This is a genomic window from Planococcus sp. CAU13 (assembly GCF_000775575.1).
In the GTDB taxonomy this organism is placed as follows: Bacteria; Bacillota; Bacilli; order Bacillales_A; family Planococcaceae; genus Planococcus.
Genome location: NZ_JRGN01000185.1, coordinates 1 through 3757, shown reverse-complemented (window position 1 = coordinate 3757; position 3757 = coordinate 1). Strand labels below are relative to the sequence as shown.

Genomic DNA, 3757 nt, shown 5'->3' with positions numbered 1-3757 from the left:
TGGGAACCTGGTCCAAAGCGCCGAAGCGGTTTGCAAAACCAAATTATTTCATTCAACCCATAAAGCCATTGTATCAAAATCTGCGGGCAATTTCTTTTTCTCCATATGAAATATGATAGACTGAAGAAAATGGAAAGGATGATGTATATGACAAATTGCATTTTCTGCAAAATCATTGCAGGTGAAATTCCAAGCGTAAAAATCTATGAAGATGAACACGTCTTTGCCTTTATGGACATCATGCCTTTATCAAAAGGGCATACTTTGCTCATCCCGAAAACGCACCGGGAGTTCGTGTATGATCTTCAACCCGATGAAGCCGCACAGCTTTTCAGCGTAGCACCAAAAATTGCGGCGGCAATTAAAGAGACATTCGAACCGGTTGGCATGAACCTTCTGAATAACAACGGTGCCAAAGCCGGACAAAGCGTTTTCCATTTCCACCTGCACTTTATCCCCCGCTACGGCGAAACGGATGGCTTTGGCGCGAAATGGATTACGAAAGAAAAAGAATTCACTTCAGAGCGCATACAGGAGCTGGCAGAAGAAGTGAAAAATAAATTGGAGTCTGGGGCTTGATTTAGGCGGCTGGACAGTATAGTATCAATAATAAGTTTTTCGCCTGCGGTCATGAGGACACGCCGGGAGGAGCTTAAAAAATAGCCATGAGCTGAGGAGAGATGAGAAATGAATACGAAAAATCTTGTACTGATGGCGCTGCTTGTCAGCGTTGGGGCGGCACTTTATGTGGTCATCCCGGGAATTAACGGCGGTATGAAGCCAGACTTTATGCTGACGATGATGTTTGTGGGCATCCTGTTGTTCCCTAATGTGAAATCCACTTTTTTACTGGCAGTTACTACAGGAGTCATTTCCGGTTTGTTTTCAACATTCCCTGGAGGTTTCTTTCCGAATATCATTGATAAATTCATAACAGCTTTCGTTTTTCTGGCGTTTGTTTTCCTTCTTAAGAAAGCGGCAGCAAAGCTGCCGGTTGCCATTGCCCTGTGTGCGGGCGGAACAGTCCTGTCGGGATCCATTTTCCTGTCAGCTGCTATCCTGCTGATTGGCGCAGACATACCGTTTGCTCTTTTATTCACTACAGTGGTCCTGCCGGCGATGGTTTTTAACGGGGTCGCTTTTGCCCTGATCTATCCGATAGTCGTCACTTTGGTCAAACGCTCAAAATTCGAAACCGCTGTTACACAGACAGTATAATAAAAGCTTTCCGGCATATTATTCGCCGGAAAGCTTTTTTTCTTTGAACAGCTGTTCAGTTTTATGTTTTAATTAAGGTAAATAGAGGAAAAGACCTTTATAGGACGAAAGGGGCGCATTATACATGAAAGCATCGAACTTTTTTATAGGCCTTGCGACTGGACTGGCTGCAGGAGCAGCAGCAACATTATTTTCAACACCACAATCCGGTGAAGAACTTCGGGGATCCGTCAAAACCGCTTCTTCAGACTGGAAAGAAAAACTGGCAGATGTAAAAGTGCAGATTGATCAGTTAAAAGAGTCAATAAACACCCTGAAAACCGAAGCCTCAACCCAGGTGCCGGTTGTGGTCGACGGACTCAAGCAGTCGATGGCAAAATGGCAGGAAGAGACCGGACCGGCTAAAGAACATCTTCAGCTGGAAATACTGGCAATTCAAAATGCCATCGAAGAATTGCAGAAAACAATCAGCAAAGACAAAAAAGATGACGATAATAATGAGGAGAAAAAGCAGGTTAAAAATCCGGAATTCAATCAAATTGAATCGCCGCCTGAGAGAAAAGTTTCAGAATAATCAATTATATAATTGGTGATTCGATAAAAAAGCTGCCTTTTGGCAGTTTTTTAATGAAGTTTTTTTACTATTCGGACTTTTATTCACTTTACTTTACTGCTATAATGAAAGAAATTTCAAAATACGGGAAGCAGGTGCTCGGATGAGTGAACGTGAATATACCATGAAAGAAGCGATGTTGTTTAGCCAGCGTATCGGACAACTGTCAAAAGCTTTATGGAAAGCGGTAGAAAAAGATTGGCAATTATGGATTAAGCCATATGACTTGAACATCAATGAAGCCCATATTCTTTGGATCGCCTACCATTTGAAAGGCGCATCAATATCTGATGTGGCAAAATTCGGTGTCATGCACGTTTCCACAGCTTTCAACTTCTCAAAAAAACTCGAAGAACGGGAGCTCCTGTCTTTTTCAAAACGTGATACCGATAAGCGGAATACGTACATTGAACTTACCGATAAAGGCATGGAACTCATGCGGGAAATGATTGTACGCTATCACGATACTCCCCATTCCGTCATAGACGGCTCACTGAAACTCCGTGAACAGTATGGTAAATTTCCAGAATTCCTGGATGTGATGGCGGTTATCCGCAACATTTATGGTAATGATTTCATGGAGATATTCGAAGCCTCTTTTAAAAACATCGAGAGCCAATTCGTTGAGGAAAACCATATTGTCCATTTTATTGAAAAAACCTGAAAACGCTGTCAAAAAATACTTTTGAATACAGAGTTGCATTTATCGTTTAATCGTTGTATTGTATGTATCGACTCAACAGAGAATACCGATACAAGGGGATACATTTCATGCACTGCTGGAAAACGATAAACGTTAAAAAAGAATACGGCACAAACCGCCTACTCACTTTCGCAGCCATAGCGGGGACGGGTGTTTTTGCTGCGTTTTATGTGCTGTTGAACTTATTCTATACCGCGCCTTTATCCGACCGTTATTTTTTCTTTTTTATCCTTTCAATGCTGGCCATTTATCCGCTTCATAAAATGCTTCACTTTCTTCCGCTGATCGGCAGCCGGAAATGTTTGAAGCTCATTATAAAGAAACAATTAGGCATGTTGCCTGGCTTCTCTCTCCATGTTAAAGAACCGGTAGCCAAAACAAGGTTTTTGCTTGCACTCATGTCCCCCGTGATATTATTAAATATGGGCATTATTGCTGCAAGTGTCTTCTACCCGGCCTATATTCACTACTTTGCAATTTTGCTTGCTTACCATTGCAGCCTGTGTCTGACGGATGTAATCTACATCCGTCACCTTCTTCATACGCCAAAGCATGCTTTTATAGAAGAAACGGACACAGGTTTTGAAATACTTGTTCCTCCGCCCATGAGTTAATCCTGTATTTTCTCTCCGAATTTGTTATACTTGAACCTAAGGCAGAGGGGAGGAAATCCATGATTATCGCGTTTGTAGTAATGTTCTCAGTGTTTTATCTTTTCCAGATCAATCGTATGACCCTGGCATTGGTAACATCACGGGAAATCCCAGAGGAAAATCACGAGAAAATATTCCGTACGATTAATATATTGATAACTATTTTGCTGGTATCGCTTTATGTAGGCGTAGAATTCACTCCTTAAGTCTATTTGCCCTATGGCATATAGGCTTTTTTTAAACGCACAATACCCTCTTTTAGCATTATTAAGAAACTTTTTTATTTATTCGGCGTTTATGTTATAGTAACTACGGCAACCAGATTGTATGATAGGAGCGGAATTTATGAAGAAAACAGTATTAACTTTATCTTTGGCGGCGTCAGTATTGGCCCTTGCTGCATGCAGCGATGACAACGCAGACAGCACGGTCCTTGTGACTTCTGAAGTAGGAGATATTACAAAAGATGATTTATATGAAGAAATGAAAACTTCAATCGGAGACCAGGCTGTTCAGATCATGATGATCGAAAAAGTCCTCGCTGAAGAATATGAAGTGACTGATGAAGAA

6 protein-coding genes and 1 pseudogene are annotated in these 3757 nt (G+C 41.5%); all 7 read left to right on the top strand.

Annotated features, from left to right (window positions below):
* Nucleotides 1–147 precede the first annotated feature (147 nt).
* Nucleotides 148–579: an HIT family protein gene (locus tag KW93_RS07980; RefSeq protein WP_033542469.1), complete on the top strand. Its 432-nt coding sequence runs from the start codon at nucleotides 148–150 to the stop codon at nucleotides 577–579.
* A gap of 108 nt (nucleotides 580–687) precedes the next feature.
* Nucleotides 688–1218 (top strand): tryptophan transporter, encoded by a 531-nt coding sequence (locus KW93_RS07975; RefSeq protein WP_033542468.1) that lies wholly within the window; start codon nucleotides 688–690, stop codon nucleotides 1216–1218.
* Between the two features lie 124 nt (nucleotides 1219–1342).
* Nucleotides 1343–1792 (top strand): YtxH domain-containing protein, encoded by a 450-nt coding sequence (locus tag KW93_RS07970; RefSeq protein ID WP_052131515.1) that lies wholly within the window; start codon nucleotides 1343–1345, stop codon nucleotides 1790–1792.
* Nucleotides 1793–1934: 142 nt separating this feature from the next.
* A complete protein-coding gene (locus KW93_RS07965; protein WP_033542467.1) occupies nucleotides 1935–2495 on the top strand; it encodes an HTH-type transcriptional regulator Hpr in 561 nt (186 codons plus the stop codon).
* A gap of 107 nt (nucleotides 2496–2602) precedes the next feature.
* Complete coding sequence (locus KW93_RS07960; RefSeq protein ID WP_033542466.1) at nucleotides 2603–3148, top strand: DUF3267 domain-containing protein; 546 nt, start codon at nucleotides 2603–2605, stop codon at nucleotides 3146–3148.
* A gap of 59 nt (nucleotides 3149–3207) precedes the next feature.
* Entirely contained in the window at nucleotides 3208–3393 is a 186-nt protein-coding gene (locus KW93_RS17810) for a hypothetical protein (protein WP_033542465.1), read from the top strand.
* Between the two features lie 139 nt (nucleotides 3394–3532).
* Nucleotides 3533–3757 (top strand): annotated as a pseudogene (locus KW93_RS07950) (peptidylprolyl isomerase); the annotation flags it as partial.

Bases quoted from the DNA above. Each gene is read 5' to 3' on its own strand.
- KW93_RS07965 (WP_033542467.1), top strand. From the start codon at position 1,935: ATGAGTGAACGTGAATATACCATGAAAGAAGCGATGTTGTTTAGCCAG.
- KW93_RS07975 (WP_033542468.1), top strand. From the start codon at position 688: ATGAATACGAAAAATCTTGTACTGATGGCGCTGCTTGTCAGCGTTGGG.
- KW93_RS07970 (WP_052131515.1), top strand. From the start codon at position 1,343: ATGAAAGCATCGAACTTTTTTATAGGCCTTGCGACTGGACTGGCTGCA.
- KW93_RS07960 (WP_033542466.1), top strand. From the start codon at position 2,603: ATGCACTGCTGGAAAACGATAAACGTTAAAAAAGAATACGGCACAAAC.
- KW93_RS17810 (WP_033542465.1), top strand. From the start codon at position 3,208: ATGATTATCGCGTTTGTAGTAATGTTCTCAGTGTTTTATCTTTTCCAG.
- KW93_RS07980 (WP_033542469.1), top strand. From the start codon at position 148: ATGACAAATTGCATTTTCTGCAAAATCATTGCAGGTGAAATTCCAAGC.